This window comes from Streptomyces sp. NPDC091280, assembly GCF_044768565.1.
Classification (GTDB): domain Bacteria; phylum Actinomycetota; class Actinomycetes; order Streptomycetales; family Streptomycetaceae; genus Streptomyces.
Genome location: NZ_JBIVUZ010000025.1, coordinates 1 through 21354 on the forward strand (window position 1 = coordinate 1; position 21354 = coordinate 21354).

The following is a 21354-nucleotide window of genomic DNA, read 5'->3' on the forward strand; positions in this document are numbered from 1 at the left end:
GCCCCCAGCTTCAACCGGATTGCTACGACAACCCGGTGGTGAAGGTCTCTCACCTCACTCGATTCCATGGCGCCTCGTGGCGCACCCACGCGATATGACAAGCTGGCGGTCCGTTACGAGGCGACCGTCCTGATCGCTGCCATCAACGAGTGGTTGTGATCGGCGCCTGCCGCTAGAGCTCGTAGTCCTGGGCCAGTTCCTCCCAGCGAATGCTGCGCAGCACAAGGTCGGCGTCCTTGCCCGACGGGACATCCAAGCCGGTCTGGAACCAGATCACGGTGAGAGCGGAACGGTGCAGCACCGGGTCGAGTTCAGGGGCGACCGCTGTCGAGCGGAAGGCGCCGATGCAGGCCACGGAAGGCAGCACCTCAACGGGGCCGAAGGCACCGGCAGTCTGGTCCGGGTACTCGCGGGAGGGAGGAACCAGATGGACCGGCGCGGAGGGAAACGCACGTTCAGCCTGCCGCTGGAGGCTCCTGACCTTCATGTCGTTGATGGGCTTGCACGGGTAGCCCTCCAGCATCCCTCCATAGGTCGAAGACATTCGCAGCTCGGTGAGCTCGATCGAACGTCCGGACGAGAGGGCTATGCGACTCAGCGGCATGCCGACACCTTATGTGCAAGATCCACTTTCGATACACGCCCTAGGGCGTGACCCGTGAGGTACGTCTCACCGAAGCGGATCACGGCGCGGGGGACGATAGCGTCGAGGACCTGCTGGGTGGACTGTGCGGTGTGGTTTCCATTTCGGACCAGAAGGACATGGCCGTGGGCGGTCAACTCTGCGTCGAGTCCGTGAATGTAGCTGCGGGAGTACGCGCCTTCCATACCCGCGTCGATGTTCAGGACGACGACGCGCGAGGTTCCTTCCCGCAACGCTCGCGCCACGCCGTGCGGAACGTACCCGAGCTTTTGAGCCGCCTCCTTCACTCGGTCGCGGGTAGCGGCCGAGATGGTCTGGTGCGGGTCATCGTTCAGAACGAAACTGACGGTGGCGCGAGAGACACCGCTCGCCACAGCCACGTCGTTGAGCGTGACTCTTTGGGAAGTCCCCATCACCCCTGCCCTGACCTTGTCATGCACACCCGAGTCCCCGCGGCACGGCGTCCACCCATTCGAAGGAGGTCGACGGGCCTGACGCGCGGGCCACTACGGGACACCGAGTGCACCCGTTCCGTCGAATCGAATTGCCTTGACACGAACGGTACTCAACCCTACGGCGCGGCGTGGTTGACACCGCGGATCAGGAGTTCCGGGTTCGGAGCTGTCAGGGTTCCATGGAGTCCGGTGACCTTGTCTCAGGAGAACACGGCCTGTCCTCCGTCGTCGCGGAGCCCAAAACCCAGCCAGTCCACAGCCCGCGCATCGACCCCGTCCGCGCCCAGGCCCCGCCCAAGGCGTGGCGGCGCCTGTCGGTAGGGCAGGGAGCCAAAGGGAAACGGTTCTATGACTGGGCCGCCACCCGTTTGCCAGCAGCGTGAGAGTTCGACGGCGACGAGCCGACCTGGCAGCGGTGGATGCTGGCCCGCCGCAGCATCAGCAAGCCCGACGAGATCGCCTGCTTCCTCGCCTGCGCTCCACTGAGGTCACCGTCGCCGACCTTGCCCGTGCTGCCGGATGTCGCTGGAAGGTCGACGAGCCGGGAAATACCGCAGCCTCCACAAGTCTCGCAACCCCTCGGATATCTCACGGCCCGATCCCATCGTGAGACTGGCGCAGCTTCATGATCGCAGTCAGTCGAAACCCAAGATCCACGACAGCGTCCAAGATCTGTGCCAGAGCCCGATCAACGACGTCACAGCCAGCTCAAGAACAAGGGCCGCTCCTCACAGCGGCCCGCCTCCATGACGGCTACTTCTCGCCCAGCGGACATGAGCTTTGACGACATCGTCCGCAAAGCCGGAGACACCTTGCCTGGCGCACGACTGCGACGACGGTTGTTCTGGCGCCATACGCTTGCATGGAATCAGTCCTGAGTGGCCCGTGGCTTCCTCGGCCAAGTGTCGGTGCGTGGGGGCTCGCGGGTGACACGCGGAGGAACCATGCGATGCTGGCCGGGCGCGCCACCTACACTCGGCCTCCGCCTGCAGCCCTTGGGACACGGCAGATGTCATCGTCACGAAGGGAACAGCACGGTGAGCACAACGGAGCAGGGCGACGCCCCGATCTACGACCGGCTCATACACGAACGTGGTGATGTAGTCACTGACGCCCTCAGGACGGCACAAGCTGCCTCGCGTGAGATGAATCGGGTCCTGGACTTCCGTCTGCCGCACGCGACAGCCACGCCGAGCGTCCGGCCTCGTTGATCACTGTGTATTCATGTCCTGGTGACCGCCCGGACTGCCCGCGAGGACAGTAGTACGACCAGGAGGGCAGCAGGGGAGCCGTCGGGCTGGGGCGCACAGACACACTCGTGCCCGCGTGGGCGGTGACGAGTTGGTCTGCGGCTAGCCGCCCCGAAAGTCCCGGGAGATGCGTGGCACCTTCTGGCCTCACGCTTGACGGTGCCACGCCGCGCGCTGAGGCCATGCGCAAGGCGCAGTGTAGTCATGGGCGACCGGGGATAGGGGCGCGCGTCATCCTGATGAGTGGTGTGCTGGGCGGTTCTTTGCACAAGGGGCGGGATTCTGCGGCGTTGAGCGGACGAGGCGGACTGCCGTACGGCGTTGATGAGTTCGCCCAGGGGACCAGCCCGGCCAAGACCTGGCCTGGGTTGATGGCTGCCGTGGCAAAGTCCAGACGTGCGGCTAGCCGAGTCCAGGCTGATGGCCACTGGAATTGGCTCATCTAAGATTTTCGTGAAGCCGGCTATGCGACCGTCATGCTCGTCACCCTGTTCGGTTGTCGACTGGCGGCGACGGGCAGGACGCGTTTCCTCAGCAGCGGCCACCTCCACTACCGACCTAGTCAGCCTCCGGCACTTCGCGCAGCACCTCGAACGCGACCTCGACGCCGTCATCGCCGGCCTCACACTGTCCTGGAACTCCGGCGTCGTGGAGGGCCACGTCGACCGGATCAAGAGCTCAAGCGCCAGATGTTCGGTCGGGCCGGATTCGCGCTCCTGCGGAAGCGGGGACTGCTGGCCAGTTGACTACAGCCACACATAAGGTGACGCGGACGAGAGAAGCACGATGGATCCCCGCATACCCCGCCTGCGTCGCAAGCTGGCCGCGATCCCTTTCCAACCGCTGCGCAGCCATTCCTTCGGGGAAGAGCAACACAAGTTCTTCCCCGGTCCGAGGCTGGCGGAAGCACGCGTCGCTGCGTTTGAGGCCGACCACGACATCGTCCTTCCCGACGCCTATCGGCAGTTCCTTAGACACATCGGCGGCTCAGGGGCGGCACCGTACTACGGCCTCATACCGCTGGAGAGGTGTTCCCTGCTGGTCATGAATCCGCAAGGGGAACCGGGGGCAACCCGAGGCTTCGACGGCACAGAACCTCGGGCACACGAACGCGACCTCTTCCTCAACATTATCGAGATGGGCTGCACCGACGTATGCGTCATCGCGGTGACCGGTCCGCTCACCGGCCGCGTCCTCATTGGCAACAGCGACGGCTACTGGGGCCCGAACGTGTCCTCCGCCACTGACTTCCTCGACTGGTACGAACGCTGGCTCAACCACATGAGCGCCGGCCGCGACAACCGGGCTCTGGAACTCACCTCACCTCGGCTACGTGCCCATCCAGACCGTCATCGCATGGCACCGAAGATCTGACTCTCCGTAGCCACTCCTCGGAAAATGTGAGCCCGAACCACGACTCGCCGACAGAGCCACCGTGCGATCGCCGAGTTCGACCGGCGAGATATCGCGTCGACTTCGCATCTCCAATCCGTCGGCCAGCAAGCACCTGGGCGTACTGCGCAGATCCGGACTGGTCGCGACGGAGCGCCGGAACAACCTGACCGTGCACCGCCTCACACACCTCGGCGAGGCCGTCCTCGGCAGGCAGGACTGACTGACGCGGTTCCGCAACGCGGTACGGCCGACGGCCCACGCCCGAGGGCGGCTGTAGGTAGGGAGAACCGGAAGAGCGGGTCTCGACCTAGCCGTCATGACCTCGACACCGAGTCGGGGCTGCAATGACAGGGTGATGGTTCATCGGGTCGAGAAGACGGTCGCAGAACTGGCACGCGAGATCACCCGCCACTGGGACACCCAGCTGTGCTGGGTCGTCGGATGGGCGCTCGCCGCTGTCTGGGCGCTGGGATTTCCGCTGGTGTCGCACCTTGAGACGCACCGCGTCTGGGGGCTGAGCGCCGGCATCGGGTACGCCTGCGCGGCGACGGTCACGTACTGGAAGCCGGGGCCACGCGCCCGTACGGCAGGTTTGGCGATCGCTCTGGCAGGAGCCGTCGTACTGCCCCTGACGTACCTGGTGCTGACGGGAGCACAGCAGAGTGAAGTCGGCGTGATCGAGCGCTCGGGTGTCCTGATGCTCCGTCAAGCCACGCCCTACCTGGCGCATCCGCACCATGTTGTCGACTACACGCCGTACTTGCCCGGCATGTCGCTGTTCGGTATGCCCCGGGCCTTGCTGGGCGAGGGCGCCTGGCCGCTGCGTCTGCTGGGGGACGCCCGCATTTGGTGCGCCCTGGCCTTCATCTCATGCCTGTGGGCCGGACGCCGGGTCCTGAGGCCGCCGTTGACTGCGGCTGGTGCCACCCGCCGTGGACGCCTTCCCTACGGGACGGCGATGGCAGTACTGACCGCGTCTCCGCCGGTCGCGTTGGCATTGTGCGTGAGCGGGGTGGACCTCCCCTTGGCCGGACTGTGCTGTCTCGCACTGGCCTTCGCCGCGCGGGGGCGGTACGTGGCTGCCGGGCTGGCCCTGGCGGCGGCATGCTCCCTGAAGTGGACCGCTTGGCCCGCGATCGCGGTGGCCGTGGCCCTTGTCGGATGTGTCCGAGGGGGCCGGGCGGCCTGGCGCTGTGCGGGCGTGGCGGTCACAGGAACGCTGGTCGTGGTCCTGCCGAGCGCACTGCTGTCGCCGGCCGCGATGGTTCAGCAGGTGATCGCTTTTCCCACCGGCCGCGGTGGGGTCGAGACGCCTGCGGACAGCCCGCTACCGGGGCGTCTGCTCACGGAGCTGGGGCCGGTCGGCTGGTACGCGGCCGTGGGACTGCTCCTCATCGGCGCACTCGTCGTCATCGCCTCGCTGGTCTTACGCCCACCTGCCGACGCGGCGTCCGCTGCTCAGTGTCTCGCGATCGGCCTGTGCGTCGGCTTCCTGCTGGCTCCCGCCGGCCGGTTCGGCTACCTCGCGCTTCCGGTCGTCCTCATGGTGTGGGCTCGGTGCGCCGCGCCGGAGCGCCGCACCAGGGTGGTGGGCTCAGGTGTGTCCCGGACAGGTGAGGCAAGGGAAAGCGGGCTTGCGCCGTCGGGCGAAAGGTGCGCGTCGGCCACCGTTGACGAGTACACGGTGCGCCGCACGCGCACTACAGGTGGACCCGGTGCCGTGTCTTCGGCGCACGCGGAAGCCGGTCGATGACCATGCGCGGATTCCCGAGGAATGGCGTTCGACGCGCGACCGGGGTCGCCGGTGTACTCACCTGGGCGGCACGCCGCTTGGACTTCGTCGAGGACGAGGTGGCCGGAGTCGGGATGCTCGTCCGCCCAGGGGACGTCTGTCTAGACGTGGGTGCCGAGTACGGGCTGTACACCTGGGTATTCCTGAGCACCCTTCTGACCTGCGCCTTTGCGAGCCGTATCGGTTGTGACCTGCTAGGACGGGTTGCAGAGGCGATCGGAGGCAGTCAGAGGAAACCGCTCTGATTCGACCCGGGTTCGACCCGAGCTGCTCGGAGCCAGTCAGAGGCAATCGCCCTCTGTCTGGCCCCGAATCGGCCGAGGTCAGGACGGTGTCGAACGGGTCAGAACTCCTCTGGCGGCACTCCGAGTCGTTCTCGGTCGAGCCGCGATGGGGACGCCTGCCTCTGATGCGGAGCCAGGCATACGAAGGCCTCCAGGACGGCAATCCTGGAGGCATCGCTGGCACCGATTGAGTGCGGTGCGCAGACGTCGCCAGCAGATGACGGCGCAGCCGAGGGTGACAAACGCGTGGTGGATGTCGTCGCGGATCTCCCAGCGGATGCGCAGGCGGCGGAACCAATGCAGCAGCGCGATCGCTCCTTCCACGACCCAGCGGTGCACCCCCAGGCCGGATCCGTGCCCGGTGCCACGCCGGGCGAGGTGCGGGGTGATCTGGAACCGACGGACCTTGTCCCGGTAGACCTCGTGGTCGTAGCCGCGGTCGGCATACACGTGCTTTGGGCGGCGCAGTGGCTGACCGCGCTTGCCGCGGATCGGCGGGACGGCCTGGATCAGCGGGATCAGTTGGGTGACGTCGTTGCGGTTGCCGCCGGTGGTGATCGCGGCGAGCGGGATGCCGTGCGCCTCGACGATCAGGTGGTGCTTGCTGCCGGACTTGCCCCGGTCCACCGGGGACGGACCGGTGGCCGGCCCGCCCTTCATCGCGCGGATGTGGCTGGAGTCCACCGCAGCACGGGAGAAGTCCAGCAGGTCTGCGGCCCGCAACTCGGACAGCAGCAGCTCGTGCAGCCGCTGCCAGATCCCGGCCTCGTTCCAATCCCGCAGCCGTCGCCAGCAGGTCATCCCCGACCCGAAGCCCAGCTCCTGCGGCAGAAACTCCCAGCGGATCCCGGTGTACAGAACGAATAGGATCCCGCACAGCACCTTGCGACTATCCAGACGCTTACGACCCGGACGCCGCGGATTACGCGGGACGACCGGCAGCAGCGGCTCGATCCGCGCCCACAACTCGTTGTCGATCTCCCACGGCCTGGCAGCGGTCCTCCTCGTCTCGACTGGCTCGCACCCCCTTCGGCCAGCCTCAACTAGAACTGACACGCCGTCATTCCCGGAGCTCCAGAAACCCCTTTTGTTAGGAGTCGTTAGGAACCCGTCACCGTCACCCTGAGTGTTTCGAGAACGCGGTCACCAGCGGCGAGGTCGACCTGGACGAGGCTTCCAGAAGCTGCTGAAGGGCTCAGGCGAGTAGCGCTGGGGCCGACGCCTGGTGGAGGCGTTCGGCTGGTACCTCTACCGTCGCTTCGCCCAGTTGGAGCCGGGACCGGGGGCTGTCCGCCTACGAGAGGAGGAGCAGCGACAAGGGGGGGTGGGCCGGGCCCCGATGCCGCCGGTCGGCAACCCCGAACTCGCCTTGGTCCTGGCCGGCGTCCCGGACTCCCTGGCCAAGACCGGCGGCAACCTGTACGCGGTCATCAACCGTTGCCGCGGTCAACGCCAGCCTGGACAGGCGGGTGCTCGCAGGACGGCACCGTGCGGGTGTTGCTGCTGAGGCCAGCGTCGTCGAAGCCACGGCTGCGCAGCCCGGCCTGGTCCGGCGCTCATGGACTGCGATACTGACTTCGGCTCGTCAAGGTGACGCTGGTTCGTCGAGGGCCAGGCCGGTGCCGGCTACGAAGCCGTCGTGAGTGCCGGGCCGGTACTGAAGGCGTTTGAGCCGGTTGCGTACGCGCCCACCGGCGCTATTCCACCCTCGCTGTGCGCTGCGGCACCGGAACCCCGGCTGCACTGTGCAACTTGCCACCCCACACGAGGTGTTGCCGGTCCTAGAGTGGCTAACGGTAGGACCCCCTCCCCAAGCCCGCTCACCCCGACGGATGAGCGGGCTTTCCCCCGAGTGGCCGGGTGCCGGTCAGCCGGCGCAGTAGCCGCCGCCCGCATTCTTCTGCCAGCCGCCGTCGCTGAAGGTGTGGCTGTTGCCGGAGATGTAGCAGGCGTGGGGGCCGTAGGTCAGGCCGCCCGCCTGGTCGATCTGTGCGACCCGGAGGTCGACGCGAGGGTAGAAGGCCTTCGGGGCGGCGTAGTTGTTGCCGTCCATGTCCTTGTCGATGGTCATGATCTTCGAGGTGGTGGTGGAGCCGTTGGCCGTCAGCGCGAAAGGCACATAGCCGAACTTCTTGGAGTTCTCGTCCTCCAGATAGATGGAGCCTTCGACGTGCGCGTCCAGCCACTGGGCGCCGGTCTGGAGGTTCCTGTCCTCGGGGGTGTCCCAGCGAATCTCCGCGTAGACACCGCGGCAGTCGCCGAAGTAACCCAGGTAGAGATCGCCGAGCTTGGGGCCGATGTTGTTGTCGGTGGTCAGCTTGAGCCCGTAGTCGACCGGGACCGGCTGGGTCCTGGCACCGCAGTTCTGGGCGGGCACAGCGGCGGCGCTCGAGGCGCCGGCGACACCGAGTCCCGCCGCGAGGGCGAAGGCGGCGGTCAGATAGGTCATCTTGCGGCTGAGAGAACGAAGACTCATGGCGATTCCTGACGGTGATGTTGATCTGACATCGAGTCGCCACGTCCGGGCGGGCCCGGCCCCGGGCGACCCGTCCAGATTCCCGGAGGCCCGGCCCGGAGTCACGTTTTCCGTACGAATCCGTACACTCACTCTTGGCCTCCGCACGGCTGAGGCACAGGTTCAGCTTGACTCTGTCGGTGATCTTGGGTGTGGAGGTCAGGTGCCGAGGGTCCGCCAGGACTTTGACCGTGGGATTTCGTGCTGGTCGAGGTAGGTCTGGAAAGCAGTTGGTGGTCTTGGTGCCGGTGGTGAACGTCCGTGGCAGGCCGATCCGCTCGGCCTCGCCGCTGTCCAGCGCGTTCCTCAAGATCGCGCGGGCATGGTTGAAGGTGAACCGGCGGGTGTTGCCCGTGACAACGGACGGCTTACCGTTCACAGCCCGGATGGCGAGGGACGGCAGGCCCTCCCGGACGCGCTTGTTGTGGTCGGCGACGTAGCGGCGCATGTGCTCCTCGGTGAGGAGTGCCTGGTCGTGTCCGCCGCCCGGCGCCACCGCTTCGAGGAAGGCGCTGAGTTCGGTGCATGCTCGCCTGTCGTGGTGGAGCAGGCCCCCTCTGCGCGCTGGCCCCTGGGGCGATCGGAGCCGGTCGGCGAGGTGATCCCAGAGGAGATCACGCAGCCATCGCTGTGACACCGGCGTGAGATCGAAGTCGCTGCGGGAGCGGTGGAAACGAACCCCGAAGTGCTCGGTCTCGATGTATCCGGCCTCCTTGGTCTCTTCTGGGGTGAAGTAGATGATCCGCAGCTCGGCGGAGATCTCGCGCAGGACGCCGACGTGCCGGGTGGGGACGTGCTCGCCAGCCGGCTCGAGCTCCAACAGTGATGCGACGCGGTGGTTCTGGAGGAAGCGGACGACGGCGCGGAGTTCGCTCACGTGCCAGTCGTAGCGGGATGCCTGCTGTGTGTGGGCGAACAACCCCCACTGGAACTCTGCCCTGGTCAGGGGCAACAGGCCCCGGAGGTCGAGTGTGCCCGCCGCAGGGTCGGGCCGCCGGACCTCGACTGGCCTGGCATCGTTGAGGAACGCGCGACGCGTGACACCTTCACGCCGCGCGCGCAGCCACTCTCTCTCGTGGGGGCTGCAGATGTCTCTGCGTGACGATTTGGCGTTTCCGCAGCTGGCAACCTTGCAGCCCCAGGGATAGACGGGGTGGTCCGCGGGAATTTCGATCACGGGGTCGCGGTAGAGCGGATCGACCGACGGGCCGCCGAGCAGAGCGGTCAGCACCTCAAGCCTGTCGCGAGTGCGACGGGCATGGACCGGGTCGGCCAGGACGCGGAGCGGTGACGGCGAGCACATCTTCACTCCCCCATGTCTTCAGCAGCGCGGTGTTGAAGACGGGATCGTTGACGTCCACGTGGGCGTAGATCTCGTCGACGACCTGGGTGGAGGCCCAGCCACCAGCATCTCGGGTCACCACGAGGTTGCCGTCCGAGGCATCGAGGACCGCGGTCGCGAAGGAATGACGGAAGGCGTGGGGCGGAGCTTGCCCAGACCCGCCCGTGCCGCGGCCCGCGCGATCATCTTGCGGACGCCTTCCGGAGCCCATGGCAGGCCCCGGTCCGGTCCGTGCTGCTGGACCAGGAGCATCCCGTGGGAAGCGCCGCGCGGGTACTCGCCCGTGAGGTAGTCGAAGTAGGCGTGGATCATCGCCGGGCTGACCCGCTTGATGAGCCCGCCCCGGATGGTGCCGTCCGTGAGTTCCCAGGGCCGCTTCGTCTTCGCTCGGGCCCTATTGGGCAGGGCCTCGCGGTGACACACGTGGACGTGCGGCGCGCGGCACTCGCCGCAGCCGGCTCCTTCCCGCAGGTGGAGGTCGCACAGGTGCAGCCCACACAGTTCTCCGACGCGGAAGCCTCCGTCGCTCAGCCAGTCGACGACCAGCCGGTCACGAGCCGAGTTCACAACGGGCTGCAGCAACCCCCGGGCGCCGTCCGGCAGCATTTTCGGATGCCGGACGGCGGATCCTGCGGGGTGCCAGCGGGTTCGCGACCATGTCCCTCGTGATGTGGCCCAGCAGGACTCGGTCCCGGTCCTGCCTGGTCGGCATCCGTCGCTTGTCGAGTGTCTCGGCCAGCTCGGTGTTGATGCCCAGCTCGGCCTGACGCAGGTAGAAGCCCTTCAGACACGACGCCGCCGAGGACAGCGCGCTGTTGCCGTACGGACGCTTGCCTACCCGCCACGGCGACCCCAGCGGTGCGGCGACCTTCGCCCCGACCGCGCCCATGTACCGCTCCAGGTCCCGGAAGCCGACGTTCTCCGGGGCCAGCCCCTCGTGCTCCAGCCACCGCAGGTGGTCGACGAGCAGGTACGCGTACGGCCGGTCCGATTCAGTGCCCGCGTACTGCGACAGGAACCGCTCGGCCCCGCGTGTACGCCACCGGCCGGCTGGACGATCGTGTGCGACCGCCGTCCGTCCCGGTGGATGATCTCCTGCACCCTGAGCTGACCGATTGACAGCCTGCGTGCCACGTTGCCTCCGTGCCGACCTGCCTGGAACATGGCGAACACCACGATGCCGGTCGGCAAACGAGCACGGGATGTTCATGGTCACAGGCACCACGAACATCCCGAACAGCTACGGCACAGGCTGGAAAACCGAGCGGGACCATGCCATGTCAGGCCGTCTCCGCCATACGCTGCCAGGCGGCGGCAAGTTTGGCCACGTCGAGGTCTTCGCGATGGAGATGATCAAGGACCAGGCGGCGCAACGTGGCGACGTAGACCGGCAGTGCCTGCTCCAGGCGGGTGCGCCCGACGTCGGTGAGAACGGCGTTGAACGATCGGGCATCATGCGGTGCCTGTTCGCGCAGGAGCAGGCCTTCGGAGGCCAGGGTCTGGACGGTGCGCCCCAGCACCGGGGGCGAGACGTGACACAGGCCGGCCAGGTCCCCGAGCTTCATGGTGTGGTCGGGGGCTTTGCTCAGCGCCAAGAGCACGAAGTACTCGGTCCGGGTCAGGCCTTGAGCGCGCATAGCCTTGTCGAATGCCTGCGTCATGGCCATGACGGCAGGCTGCAGAGCCGCCAGGAAGGCCTCTTCCTCCTCGGTGAAAGGTACGGCTTCGCCACTGAATCCCATGTGAATCACATTAGCGCTTGCTTTCTTTCGGCAGCAAACTTATAGTTTCTTTCGAAAGAAACTTTCTCGTGTCCTCGTCGGCGTGGCCAGCGCCTGCCGGGCCGCGACCGAGCTGGAAGGACTGAAACCATGTACATCACCGCAGCCATCCTCAGCGTGCTGCTGACCCTGATAACAATCTCCGCCGGGGTACCCAAGGCCAGGCTTAAGGGGGCGAACATCGACACCCTCCAGTCGCACATGAAGCTGAGCTCCAGGGCGGTTCGCCTGATCGGGCTGGCCGAGATTGCCGCCGCCGCCGGCCTGGTCGTCGGCCTCTTTTGGCAGCCGCTGGGCATCGCCGCGGCCACCGGCTTCGCCGTCCTGACCCTCGGCGCTGCCGTCTTCCACGGCAGAGCCGGCGACTTCGCCAACCCCGACACTCGCGCGAACGCCATCGCCCCCGTAGTGTTCTGCTTGCTTTCCGTCGCTGCGGCCGTCACCCTGACCCTGGCCATGTGACCCTACGCCCGGGAGGTGGATTCGCCCGGTGGCTCCTGGCCTTAAAGGCGGCGTCCCGAGGCGATCGCCACCCGTACTCTACGTGGTAGACGGTCCCTCCAGGAAGACCCCGCAGCGCGCAGAGACTTCAGCGTCGATGCCGCCTCGGTCATCACGGGGACCGACGCCTTCGCCTTTGGGTGCGGATCCTTTCGAGGGACAGTTGAGCTGGGAAGACGCTGATTGACGTGTGGGCGGTGCCGTCGTACTCCTACCGTGGCGGGGTGGAGGTGGGCGCCATGGTGTCGTTGCCGGAAGATCTCGATACGGACGCCGCACCAACGCGACGCGGCACGCCACCACCGAGCACCCGCCGCCCCGCTATGAGCACATGCCACGGCCATCTGACGCCCCATCGGAACAAGCGCCTTTTCAGCGTCCCGGTGTCGCCTGTACCGCCAAAGGCGCGGGCTCACTCCGACAACGACCAGACAGTAATGTTGCCTTGAGAAGTACCCGTCACCACAAGCGCAGATCCGTCGGGTTGATCGAGTGCGGCTACGGAGACGCCCGGCAATGAGACGTTCACCACCTCATCGGTGATCGCGTTCCATGCGACGACCCCCCCACCCGCTCCTGCCGCAAGCAGCAACGACATACCGCCTGGACACGCCGTCGCCAAAGTGTAGACATCCGCTCCAGCCGTCAGCGGCCCTCCAACCTGTTCACCAGTGATCGCATCCCATCGACAGATCTCGCCATCTGCATCGCTCGAAGCGAATAGTTTTCGCGTACCGCCAGTAACGAGAGGGGTAATGACGTTGACCTGAGAAGCATGCGCAGCGATGGGCGCGCCGATCGGTTCAGCAGTCACCGCGTCCCAGCGCCGGAGGAATCCGGAGTCATCTCCGGACACGATCACGGCTTTCGATACCGAGAGATGGACCAACCCTACGGACAGCACGGTCGTGCCGTGCCCCCGCAACGGAGGACCAAAGGGTTCACCGCTCGCGACGTCCCATCGGTGGACCGTGCCGTCGTTGCCGGCGCCCACAAGTACCGTTCTGCCGTCCGGCAGGGTTCCCGCAGCCAGGCCCCAAACAGTCGACTCCGCCGAATACAGACCCTCCAGCGGCTCTCCGGTCAGAGCGTTCCACCGTTCCACACCTTCTTCAGTGGACACGGCCAGGGTTCGACGACCGTCCGGAAGGGACACGAGAACGGCGCCGTTGCAGCCCGGCAGTTCCTCCGCAGAGTCCCATACCGAGACACCGTTCTTGAGGTCCCACCGGTGGATCTCCGGTCCGTTCCCCCAGGTCGAGACGAGGAGGGTCTCCGCCCCCATGCCGGACTGGATCATGGGGTGGACCGCATGCGCGTATCCCGTGTCAATGGACAACATCTCTAGAACTCGCACCACGGACCGGCATTCCTCTCGGGACACAGGGACTCTCGGATCAAACTCACTATTTCCCCCCTCCTCCTCAGCCTCTGCGATCAGCTGCTCCGGGAGAACCACCGAACCTATGGCGTCCGTCACCACTCGCATCGCGGCCCCCCGCCCGGGTGACAGACCAATGGCCTTCCTCGCCTCGTTCAGATACGCCTTGTTGACGATTTTCCCGAACAGCATGCCGTTCGAGCCCTTAAGTTCCTCGGACTCGGACTCCCCCAGCCCGACGAACCTTCCGAGTGCTCTCGCACACGCCGATCCACACACTTGGGTAGTGACGTATGCATTCTGCACCTTAACGATCTTCCCGCCCAAATCCTCTTTCTGAAAATCCTCATCCTCCGCGTAGGCCGCCGCCACTTCCTCCGCATGGATAGACGGCTGCCCCTTCGGGGGCTTGGGCGCTTTCACGACGGCCACGCCCAGGTCGTCGAGTTCCGACTCAAGATCTGACTTCAGCCCTGCACTGGAGAAGACAACGAACCGCGGCGTCGTCTTCTCCATCCCCTGGGGTTCATCTACGTCAACCTGCGCCACCACAAGGGTGAAATCCCTGTTCGCTACCCCATTCGGGCTGTTTGCGGCTGCTTTCTCCCGGTACTCGTTGATGTACCACATGAGCTTCTGGTACAGCATCGGAGCGAACGCTGCCGGAAGAGCCGACTTGTTCGCGGCACTTCTGATCAGCGTCGACCCCTGGGACGAGTCCGCAACGGTGCCACCGGTAGTACTGGTGTCATCGCTGCTGGTGGTCGGCGCAATCGGTGGCAAGTTGCCATAGGTGCCGTGCTTCCCGCTGCAGTAGACGGGGAAGCAGGACTCCAGGCCGCTCGGGTCGCTGCCGCCCACGGGGTTGTCACCGGCGTAGGTGTAGCCGCCGAGTTGCTGAGGGCTGGTGGCGTCGAAGACTGGGTCGGCACTGAGGAAGCGGCCGAGGGTGGGGTCGTACTTGCGGGCGCCGACATCGGTGTAACCGGTGGAAGTGTCCTGGGGTTTACCCAGATAGGAGTGGGAGGGATCGGGCCACGCCGTGGTGTTGGCGCTGGCCCGGGGCTGTCCGTACGGGGTGTACTGCTGACGAGCGACCTGCTGAGTGGTGGCGTCCATGGCAAGGGTCGCCGTGCCTTGCGGGTCATTGAACAGGTACTTCAGACCGCCGCCCGCGAGACTCGAGCGCACTGCCACGGGTGTGCCAGTGCCTCCGTGGGTATAGGTGCGCACACCGCCGAGAAGGACGTTGGGGGTGACGGCGGTGTTGACGACGATCTCCGTGTCACCTGCGAACAGAGTGGTCTGACCCGGGTCTCGGCGGATCAACTGGTTGCCGTCGGCGTCGTAGAGATATTTGGTGGTGCTCGGACTGCTCCCAGTGAGCGGTGTGCATCGTGAAGTTGCTGGTCACGGGTCTGGTGTGCGTGGGGTTCGGGTCAACTGCGTGTGCCCGAGCATCGTGGACACGCCGATGTCCCGTACCGACATGGGCCGCGACAACGGCTTCTCGGATGTGCGCTACCCGGTGCAGACCCCGGAAGAAGTCGCCGCCCTGGTGCTCTTCCTGGCATCCCCCGCCTCCCGCCCTGTCAATGGAACGCACCTCCTGTCCGACTTCGCGATGTCAGCCAAGTCGGCCTTCCCCATGGACTGAGCACTACGACAGCGGACCTCCTCACCGGGTCCGGACTGTCGGGGCGCGGGCACATGTCTTCCATGACGGAGGCATGTCCCCGACTCGTGCTCCAGATGAGCCTCGTATTTGGCGGAAACAGCGAAGCGTGCCGAGGAGAGGTGTCGAGGATGGGCACGGCAAGGCTTCGCACACCATGGGCGGACTCGCCGTCGGTGAGTGCGTTCTCCTGGGTGCGTACCCGACGGAGTTCCTCGGTGAGCCGGTCCCGGTCGACGATGGTGCGGTCGGTGAAGGCCTGAAGCCCATTCCCAGTGACGCTACCGACGCCTGACTGGGCACCTCGCGAGCGCCGCGTCGGAAACGTCCTCGGCCGCCGACACGTCAAGGACGGTCGGCGGCCGAGGACGGCAGCCGGGTCAGAACATGGTGTTGTCGTTGGCGGACTTCTCCGGCACCGCCTGGGTCACGTCCCAGTGCTCGACGATCTTGCCCTGCTCCAGCCGGAAGATGTCCACGATCGCGGAACCTCGGTCCGTCGGTGTAGTGGTCTCATGGGTGTGGATGTAGACGAGGTCTCCATCGGCACCGACCCGCTTGATGTCCTCGTTCAACTGCGGGAACTGCGTCGTGTAGTCCTTGACGGCGTCGACGAACGCCTTCTTGCCGTCGGCGAAGCCCGGGCTGTGCTGGGTGTAGGTGGCCCCGATGTACCGGTCAGCGGCCTCCTGCGGCTTCTTCTGGTTGAACGCCAGGTCGATGAAGGCCACCGCCACCTTCTTGTTGTGGGCCTCGGTCCACTCAGCCGAGCGGGCGTGCGACGGGCCCTTGTGTGCATCGGTGTTCTGGGTGGCATACGCCGTGCCGCCCACGGCGAGTGCGGCGACGGCCAGACCGGCGACGACGGTGAGCTTCTTGCGCTTCATGAATGAATCTCCTGGTGGTGGGGGGTGTGTGAATCGCGCAGGGGCAGCGGGCCGCGTCCGTCAGTACGCGATGGTGATGCGGCGGCGGATCGCCGTGCTCTTCTCGGCCTCGTCGACCAGGGCGACCGCGTAGTCCTCGGCGGTGATGAAGCTGGTGCCGTCCTCGGCGGTCAGCAGTTCGTCGCCGCCAAGGCGGAAGACACCGGTTCGCTCGCCGGGGGCGATCTCATCGGCCGGGGAGACGTAGGTCCAGTCGAGGTCGTTCACCTCGGCGCGGAGCAGGCGCAGCACCTCGCGCTGGGCAAGCGACTCCTGCTTGTAGAGCTCGGGGAAGTCGGGGGTGTCGACCCGGTCCCGGCCCGAGGCGGTCTTGAGACTGCCGGCGCCTCCGACGACCACCAGGCGACGTACACCCGCGGTGCGCAGCCCCGCGATCAAGGACGTGTAGGTCGCCAGGAGCGGGACTGCGGGATCGGAACCGTCGCGGGGCGGGGAGACGGCGGAAATGACGACGTCGTGCCTGGCGGCGGCCTGGTCGACCTTGCCCGACACGGAGGCGTCCAGAGCGAGGCCGGACAGCGCCGGGTGCTCGGGCAGGGCATCCGCGCGGCCGGAGCGGGTCGCGGCCGTGACCTGGTGACCACGGTCGAGCGCTTCGGCGGCAATACGAGATCCGATCATGCCGGTGGCGCCGATCAAAAGGATCTTCACAGGTGACTCCGTTCGGTCTTGCTTGGTACTCGCCCTGTCGTTGATTTCGTCAGTGCCGGATCTTGAACGTGACCCTCGCCTGTTCCACCGTCTTCTGCAGGACACGCACCTGGCCTGAGGCGTTCTCATACCTTCCGGTGCCACCCGTTATGGCGAACTGCGCGTCGAAGACGGGCCCGGTGGCCGAGAGCTTCGCTGTGCCCGCCGTGGCGATCTTGCCGCCGGGCAATTCGTAGACGAAGGTCAGCAGCTCGGCAGTACGCGGCTTGGCATCCGTGGACACGCCAACGAAGCTGCTCGTACCCAGCTTGTGACCATCGCGGCCAAGGAGGTCACCGGTTCCGATCAGCTGGTCTCCGAGGGCGGAGTCGGCAGGAGCGACGTCGACCATGTTGATCGCCGTGCCCCTTTCGACGGCTTCGATGGTGATCGCGCGGTGGCCGTGCGACGCGGGGGCGGCATCCGCCGCGGCAGGCCCGAGTGCCAGGCCAGCGGTGACGGCCGCGGCAACACCGAGCGCCGCGAGGAGACGTTTGCGCATGAGCAGGCTCCACATCACTGGAGGCGGACTCGAAATCCTTGGAGGACTCGAAAGCATCTGCCAACGCAGACAATATATCTGCATCAGCAGATACTGCAACAGCAACTTCTTCCGTATGCGGCTTTCTGCCACGCTGGTGAAGTGAACGAGCAACTGCTGAATGACGACGACGTGACGCTCTACGGCCTGTTCGTGGAAGCGTTCACTCGCCTGAAGCCCCTGGTGCATCGCGATCTGGGAGTCCCGGACACCTGGTTCGAGGTGCTATTGCGGCTGGGGCGCACACCCGGCCACCGGCTGCGCATGACAGACCTGGCGGAGGCGGTGTCCTTCAGTTCGGGGGGCTTCACCAGGCTCGCCGATCGCATGGAGAAGGAAGGCCTGATCCGCCGCGACCCCGACCCCGCTGACCGACGAGCCTCGTTCGCCGTCCTGACCGACAAGGGAAGCGAGGCACTAGACCGCGCCATGATCACCCACGTTACGCATCTCCGCAATCACGTCACCGCGCCGCTGGCGGCCCAGGATCGCAACACCCTGGAACGCATCCTCCGCACACTCCGGGACGCCAACGATTGATCCCGACGAGCGCCCGGACTTTTCGCCGACAGCATGCAGGTGCGACCTTTCTGTGCGCCCCAGACGCGCAGGATGGCGGCGACGCAGGAGAGGTGTCCGGGTGGCCCGTGAGGCTGCCCCGGGCTCGGTGACCTCTCTCGAGGGAACCCGGCGAGTCGGATACCCTGCCCGTCGACGATGAGGTGGTGTTGCCGCCCGGACGTGCTCCGCCGACCGGGCTGGGATCGCTTTGGAGCCGCGCCGGGCAGCCCTGACGTGAGAGGCATCGATCACCGCCTGGGACCAGTCCAGCTCGTCCTTCGACCGCAGCTTCTCCAGCAGCAGCACGTGCAGCTGATCCAGGACGCCAGGCGCGCAGGTCATACCTGAACCGAAGCCCAGCTCCTGTGGCAGGTACTCCCACTGGTTGCCGGTGTGTAGGACCGAGAGGATCCCGCACAGCGCCTGCCGGTCGGGCACTCGAGGTCTGCCCTCGACCAGCTTCAGCGCCGGTTCGGGCAGCAACGGCTCGGTGACCGAGCACAGTTCATCCGACACGATCCATGGTCACGACTGTCGTTTCACCACGACCAGACCAATGAGCAGACAAGCCGACAGTCACATGATCAACGGCTCCTGTTGGAGTCAGGAAGTCATATCGATACTTGGCGGTCCGGCCGATACGCCGGACCACCAAGGAGGCTCAGTCGGCGACTCGCACGACGATCTTTCCCCGGGCCGTCCGGGAGGCGAGCTTGGCCAGCCCCTCCGCGGCACGCTCGAGGGGCAGCACGGTGGTGACGTCGACGGTGAGCGTGCCCGCAGCGGCTTGCTCGGCGAGCGGCGCGATGACTTCACGTGTCGGGCCAGCCATGACATTGGTTCCGGTCAGTCCAGCCCTGGCCAGGGCCTGTTCGTCTGCGGCGTTGAGCGTGGAGGCGACCTTGCCGCCCCTGCGGATCAGGTCGAGCGGCAAGGCGTCAGCACTGTAGGACACGAGGTCGATCAGCGCGTCGATGCCGTCGGGATACGCGGCGCGAACCTGCGCCGCGACGTCGCCAGTCGTGTGGTCGACCACAGTCGTGGCACCCAGGCCCTTCAGGCGATCGGCATCCGTGGCGGTGCCCGTGGCGACGACGGTGGCGCCTCGGGCGGCCAGGAGTTGGACCGCGTAGGAGCCAACGCCACCGCCAGCGCCGACGACCAGGACGGTCTGACCGGAAACCGGCGAGACAGCATCCACCGATGCCGACGCTGCGGCCCCTGCCAACGGGATCGCGGCGGCGGTGGTGAAGTCAAGACCGGCTGGCTTCGCAGCGACCGCGGTGGCGGGCAGGAGGGCGTACTCGGCCACGGTTCCCGCCTGGATGGGCGGGGCCAGGAGGATGTGTCCGAAGACCTCGTCGCCGACACGCACGTCGTCGACGCCCGCGCCGACGGCCTCGACGACGCCGGCGGCGTCACGCCCGACAACCAGCGGGTACTGGTGCGGCATCATCTCGGCCATCATTCCCGCGACCAGGGTGTTGTCGAGGGCATTTAGACCTGCCGCCTTCACCCTGACCAGGACAGTGCCCTCGGTGACCTGCGGAACGGGCAGGGCCGAAACCGTCGGCTGAGCGCCGACGGCAGGGACGTTGAATGCTCGCATGAGAAGCTCCAGGAATCCGTCGGTTAATTGAACCTTCAACTCAACCGTAAGCCCTTTTCACTTGAGGCGTCAAGTCATGTCACTTGAAAAGACAAGTTAGATCCACTTGCTTTGACTTGACAATTCAAGTTAATCTGTGACCATGAGCACATACGAGCCCCGCTGGCTGGATACCGAGGAGCAGACGACCTGGACAGCCCTGGCCGGCCTGCTGATGCAGCTTCCAGCCGCGCTGGACGCCCAGCTTCAGCGTGACGCCGGAATAAGTCATTTCGAGTACCAGGTGCTCGCGGGTCTCTCAGTGGCTCCGGAGCGCACTCTTCGGATGAGCGTGCTCGCCGAGTTCGCCGTGGCCTCACTGTCCCGGCTGTCCCACACGGTCAAGCGCCTGGAGAAGCAGGGTTGGATCCGCCGAACACCCGACCCCTCTGACGGCCGCTACACCTTGGCCATCCTTACTGACGCCGGCTGGGACAAGGTCGTCGCCACGGCCCCCGGTCATGTCGCCGAGGTACGCCGGCTGGTGTTCGACCCGCTGACCAAGGTCCAGCAGAGGCACCTGCGCGAGACGGGCCGTCGCATCACTGACGTCATCGGCCCCGATGGCCCCTGTCCAGGAACAGGCGGCCGTTGACCGCCTCGACTACTAATCCGGACAAGCCCTGCGTGCGCGTTCGGGCACAAAGGAGCCCGTCAACACGTCCGAGGCGCCCGCCCGGGCCAGGAACGCGAGGAGGTGCACCCAGCGCCCCGTGCGCTCCTCCCGGGCGGTCGAGCGCCGGTCCGTCACCCCTTGGCTCACGAGCCGACGCCGACTGGTGAGCGGAGCGGGTACCGGCATCCTGGTCAGAACCGGCCCGGGGTACGGCCCAGCGTTCCGGCCGGATCAGCGGGGTCGGCACCCTGTACCAAGCCGACGTACAGCTCGACCTGGGACCTGAACCGCTCGACGGCGCCACGGTCGCGCATGAACCTCGGGAAGGCAAGGGGGTCGGTGGTGCGGTAGTCGGCGAGGGGCTTCAGCCATGCCGGCTGGGGGACGTCGGCGCGCACCGGCCAGGTGAAGCTTCCGATGACGTTCTTCTGGGTCTCCGCGGAGAGCAGCCAGCTCAAGAACAGTTTGGCTGTGGCCTGGTGCTTGGACCGCCGAAGGATGGCGGCGCGCTGCGCCCAGGACACGAACCGGTCGTGATGAGGCAGCACCTGCACAGCGGTGGCGCTGGGGGCCCCGGCCAGAGCCGGGGTGGCCAGGTAAGTCCCGTCAGCGATAGCGGTGGTCACGTTCGGCCCACCGCGGAGGAACGCGGGATTCTGTGCGACGAGCCTTTCCAGCCAGCTCCAGCCGTACTGATCGATGAAGAGCTTGTACTGGAAGAGTATGGCGTCGTCGTCATTGGGCCAGACACTGGCGATCTTGTTGGTGAAGGCGGGATCGAGCAGGTCGGTGGCTCGGAAGTCACCGGGATCGGCAGGGAGGAACTTGGTGTTGACCACAGGGGAGAACGCCGCGTAGAGGGCGCCTGTCCAGTAACCGTCGGGGTCCTTGGCGTTGTCGAAGACCCGCTCCCAGCCAATGGGCCGGTACTTCAGCAGCTCGCCCTCGGCCTTCCACCGCTCGAAGTCCTGCGTGGTCTGCACGATCGCGACGTCAGCGACCACGTCGCCGGTGGCGAGCTGATTGTCGATCCGCGCGTAGTGGTACTTGCTCAGGTCGGTGACCATGTGGAGCTGGACACCAGGGAACTTCGCGAGGAATGCCTGGGGGATGAAGTCCCAGAATCCGGAGGTGTCACCACCCATGTAAACCGTGACTCGTCCGCTTTCGGCCCGGGCCTTCTTGTACAAGGCCTGGAGCTGTTCCTGCTCATCGGCCGTTCGCCTGCTGGAGGGTTCGGCTACCGCTGCTTTGGATGTGACGGCCTGAAGACCGACCGCCACGGCTCCGACCGCTGCGGCCCGACCCAGGGCCCTTCTGCTGAGCTCCATTGTTGG

The 21354-nt window shown here is 66.3% G+C and carries 22 protein-coding genes and 2 pseudogenes; 9 read left to right on the top strand and 15 right to left on the bottom strand.

The window, feature by feature from the left end; genetic code table 11:
- Positions 1-172: 172 nt before the first annotated feature.
- Both ACIQPR_RS46750 and ACIQPR_RS46755 read right to left on the bottom strand, forming a co-directional pair.
- Positions 173-604, bottom strand: coding sequence for a hypothetical protein (locus tag ACIQPR_RS46750; protein ID WP_403663119.1), 432 nt, complete (start codon positions 602-604; stop codon positions 173-175).
- Positions 595-1083: a LacI family DNA-binding transcriptional regulator gene (locus ACIQPR_RS46755; protein ID WP_403663122.1), complete on the bottom strand. Its 489-nt coding sequence runs from the start codon at positions 1081-1083 to the stop codon at positions 595-597. Before ACIQPR_RS46755 ends, ACIQPR_RS46750 begins: the two co-directional genes overlap by 10 nt.
- A gap of 2051 nt (positions 1084-3134) precedes the next feature.
- On the opposite strand from ACIQPR_RS46755, the gene ACIQPR_RS46760 reads away from it, so the two are divergent.
- From ACIQPR_RS46760 to ACIQPR_RS46770, 3 genes are all read left to right on the top strand, one after another.
- Complete coding sequence (locus ACIQPR_RS46760) at positions 3135-3722, top strand: SMI1/KNR4 family protein (protein ID WP_403663125.1); 588 nt, start codon at positions 3135-3137, stop codon at positions 3720-3722.
- 61 nt (positions 3723-3783) lie between these two features.
- Positions 3784-3963 (top strand): ArsR/SmtB family transcription factor, encoded by a 180-nt coding sequence (locus ACIQPR_RS46765; protein ID WP_403663128.1) that lies wholly within the window; start codon positions 3784-3786, stop codon positions 3961-3963.
- A 96-nt stretch (positions 3964-4059) separates the two neighbouring features.
- Entirely contained in the window at positions 4060-5496 is a 1437-nt protein-coding gene (locus ACIQPR_RS46770) for a glycosyltransferase 87 family protein (protein WP_403663131.1), read from the top strand.
- A gap of 518 nt (positions 5497-6014) precedes the next feature.
- Here the strand turns inward: ACIQPR_RS46770 and ACIQPR_RS46775 are convergent.
- Together ACIQPR_RS46775 and ACIQPR_RS46780 are read right to left on the bottom strand one after the other, a co-directional pair.
- A pseudogene (locus ACIQPR_RS46775) lies at positions 6015-6797 on the bottom strand (IS5 family transposase); the annotation flags it as partial.
- 889 nt (positions 6798-7686) lie between these two features.
- Positions 7687-8295, bottom strand: coding sequence for a hypothetical protein (locus tag ACIQPR_RS46780; protein ID WP_403663134.1), 609 nt, complete (start codon positions 8293-8295; stop codon positions 7687-7689).
- Positions 8296-8656: 361 nt separating this feature from the next.
- Between ACIQPR_RS46780 and ACIQPR_RS46785 the strand changes: the two genes are divergently transcribed.
- The gene (locus tag ACIQPR_RS46785; protein ID WP_403663137.1) at positions 8657-8968 is read left to right on the top strand and encodes a hypothetical protein; all 312 of its coding nucleotides are present in this window, start codon (positions 8657-8659) and stop codon (positions 8966-8968) included.
- A gap of 33 nt (positions 8969-9001) precedes the next feature.
- Entirely contained in the window at positions 9002-9160 is a 159-nt protein-coding gene (locus tag ACIQPR_RS46790; protein ID WP_403663140.1) for a hypothetical protein, read from the top strand.
- Between the two features lie 591 nt (positions 9161-9751).
- Here the strand turns inward: ACIQPR_RS46790 and ACIQPR_RS46795 are convergent.
- From ACIQPR_RS46795 to ACIQPR_RS46805, 3 genes are all read right to left on the bottom strand, one after another.
- Positions 9752-10243: a hypothetical protein gene (locus ACIQPR_RS46795; protein WP_403663143.1), complete on the bottom strand. Its 492-nt coding sequence runs from the start codon at positions 10241-10243 to the stop codon at positions 9752-9754.
- The gene (locus ACIQPR_RS46800; protein ID WP_403663146.1) at positions 10227-10892 is read right to left on the bottom strand and encodes a hypothetical protein; all 666 of its coding nucleotides are present in this window, start codon (positions 10890-10892) and stop codon (positions 10227-10229) included. The genes ACIQPR_RS46795 and ACIQPR_RS46800 overlap by 17 nt, the downstream gene beginning before the upstream one ends.
- 64 nt (positions 10893-10956) lie before the next feature.
- Positions 10957-11418, bottom strand: a complete 462-nt coding sequence (locus tag ACIQPR_RS46805) for a MarR family winged helix-turn-helix transcriptional regulator (RefSeq protein ID WP_403663149.1) — start codon at positions 11416-11418, stop codon at positions 10957-10959.
- A 129-nt stretch (positions 11419-11547) separates the two neighbouring features.
- On the opposite strand from ACIQPR_RS46805, the gene ACIQPR_RS46810 reads away from it, so the two are divergent.
- On the top strand, positions 11548-11919 hold the full coding sequence (locus tag ACIQPR_RS46810; RefSeq protein WP_403663152.1) for a DoxX family protein: 372 nt from the start codon (positions 11548-11550) through the stop codon (positions 11917-11919).
- A 451-nt stretch (positions 11920-12370) separates the two neighbouring features.
- Here ACIQPR_RS46810 and ACIQPR_RS46815 read toward each other — a convergent pair whose 3' ends face one another.
- Positions 12371-14668 carry an RHS repeat-associated core domain-containing protein gene (locus tag ACIQPR_RS46815; protein WP_403663155.1) on the bottom strand — a complete coding sequence of 766 codons (2298 nt, stop codon included), beginning with the start codon at positions 14666-14668 and terminating at the stop codon, positions 12371-12373.
- Positions 14669-14762: 94 nt separating this feature from the next.
- Here ACIQPR_RS46815 and ACIQPR_RS46820 point away from each other — a divergent pair, with 94 nt between their 5' ends.
- Complete coding sequence (locus ACIQPR_RS46820) at positions 14763-14996, top strand: SDR family oxidoreductase (RefSeq protein WP_403663367.1); 234 nt, start codon at positions 14763-14765, stop codon at positions 14994-14996.
- Here ACIQPR_RS46820 and ACIQPR_RS46825 read toward each other — a convergent pair.
- The 4 genes from ACIQPR_RS46825 to ACIQPR_RS46840 are packed head-to-tail and all read right to left on the bottom strand — an operon-like array spanning position 14932 to position 17153.
- The gene (locus ACIQPR_RS46825) at positions 14932-15363 is read right to left on the bottom strand and encodes an IclR family transcriptional regulator C-terminal domain-containing protein (protein ID WP_403663158.1); all 432 of its coding nucleotides are present in this window, start codon (positions 15361-15363) and stop codon (positions 14932-14934) included. The genes ACIQPR_RS46820 and ACIQPR_RS46825 overlap by 65 nt on opposite strands.
- Before the next feature lie 31 nt (positions 15364-15394).
- Complete coding sequence (locus tag ACIQPR_RS46830; RefSeq protein WP_403663161.1) at positions 15395-15901, bottom strand: nuclear transport factor 2 family protein; 507 nt, start codon at positions 15899-15901, stop codon at positions 15395-15397.
- Positions 15902-15961: 60 nt separating this feature from the next.
- A complete protein-coding gene (locus ACIQPR_RS46835; protein ID WP_403663164.1) occupies positions 15962-16612 on the bottom strand; it encodes an NAD(P)-dependent oxidoreductase in 651 nt (216 codons plus the stop codon).
- Between the two features lie 49 nt (positions 16613-16661).
- On the bottom strand, positions 16662-17153 hold the full coding sequence (locus ACIQPR_RS46840) for a hypothetical protein (protein WP_403663167.1): 492 nt from the start codon (positions 17151-17153) through the stop codon (positions 16662-16664).
- A gap of 141 nt (positions 17154-17294) precedes the next feature.
- On the opposite strand from ACIQPR_RS46840, the gene ACIQPR_RS46845 reads away from it, so the two are divergent.
- A complete protein-coding gene (locus ACIQPR_RS46845; protein ID WP_403663170.1) occupies positions 17295-17732 on the top strand; it encodes a MarR family winged helix-turn-helix transcriptional regulator in 438 nt (145 codons plus the stop codon).
- A gap of 414 nt (positions 17733-18146) precedes the next feature.
- Here the strand turns inward: ACIQPR_RS46845 and ACIQPR_RS46850 are convergent.
- Positions 18147-18269 (bottom strand): annotated as a pseudogene (locus tag ACIQPR_RS46850) (IS5/IS1182 family transposase); the annotation flags it as partial.
- A 145-nt stretch (positions 18270-18414) separates the two neighbouring features.
- Positions 18415-19362: an NADP-dependent oxidoreductase gene (locus ACIQPR_RS46855; RefSeq protein WP_403663173.1), complete on the bottom strand. Its 948-nt coding sequence runs from the start codon at positions 19360-19362 to the stop codon at positions 18415-18417.
- 142 nt (positions 19363-19504) lie between these two features.
- On the opposite strand from ACIQPR_RS46855, the gene ACIQPR_RS46860 reads away from it, so the two are divergent.
- A complete protein-coding gene (locus tag ACIQPR_RS46860; RefSeq protein WP_403663176.1) occupies positions 19505-19996 on the top strand; it encodes a MarR family winged helix-turn-helix transcriptional regulator in 492 nt (163 codons plus the stop codon).
- 212 nt (positions 19997-20208) lie between these two features.
- Here the strand turns inward: ACIQPR_RS46860 and ACIQPR_RS46865 are convergent, their stop codons facing one another.
- Positions 20209-21348, bottom strand: a complete 1140-nt coding sequence (locus ACIQPR_RS46865) for an ABC transporter substrate-binding protein (RefSeq protein WP_403663179.1) — start codon at positions 21346-21348, stop codon at positions 20209-20211.
- Positions 21349-21354 lie beyond the last annotated feature (6 nt).